Origin of the sequence: 'Chrysanthemum coronarium' phytoplasma, assembly GCF_000744065.1 — a bacterium.
Taxonomy (GTDB): Bacteria; Bacillota_I; Bacilli_A; order Acholeplasmatales; family Acholeplasmataceae; genus Phytoplasma; species Phytoplasma asteris.
This window is the reverse complement of record NZ_BBIY01000150.1, coordinates 1-679: the sequence shown is the minus strand read 5'-3', so window position 1 is coordinate 679 and position 679 is coordinate 1. Positions and strand designations below refer to the sequence as shown.

1 pseudogene is annotated in these 679 nt (G+C 33.9%); it reads left to right on the top strand.

Annotation, left to right across the window (positions count from 1 at the left end):
- Positions 1–679: pseudogene (locus OYV_RS04230) on the top strand (cation-transporting P-type ATPase); the annotation flags it as partial.

Genomic DNA, 679 nt, shown 5'->3' with positions numbered 1-679 from the left:
AAAAATTGTAACTCCTGATGGCACTATCAAATTAAAAGGTTCTGGCTATAACGACGAACAAACATTTAGTGTTTGCCCAAACAATACTGCCTCCAAAAAAGGAATTGAAAAATTCTTAATTGCATCAGTTCTATGCTCTGAGGCTAAATTAGTTCCTACGCCAAATAAACCCCACCAATTTAAATTAATCGGTAATCCTACTGAAGGAGCTTTATTAATTGCTGCTAAAAAATACGGTTACAACATTGAAGAAGTAAAAAACAACTTAGAAATCATCCAATTAAACCCATTTACTTCCGAACGTAAAAAAATGAGTGTCTTAGTTAAAAACAACCAAGAACCTGCATATGACACCAATTCACAATATCTCTTTATTAAAGGAGCTCCTAATATTGTCCTTGAACAATGTCAAATGCAATACAAAGGTTCGCAAGTAAGTCCTTTTAGCCCTCATGAAAAAGAATCTTTCCTTAAACAAAACGACCAATTTGCAATCCAAGGATACCGCGTTCTTGCTCTTGCTTACAAAAAAATTGAACAAAATCCTCCCCTAGAAGAAGATATGGTTTTCTTAGGTTTTGCAGTTAATTACGACCCACCAAGAGAAGAAGTTAAAGAAGCAGTTAAAAACTTAACTCAAGCAGGACTAAAAATTACTATTATTACAGGAGATTACAGT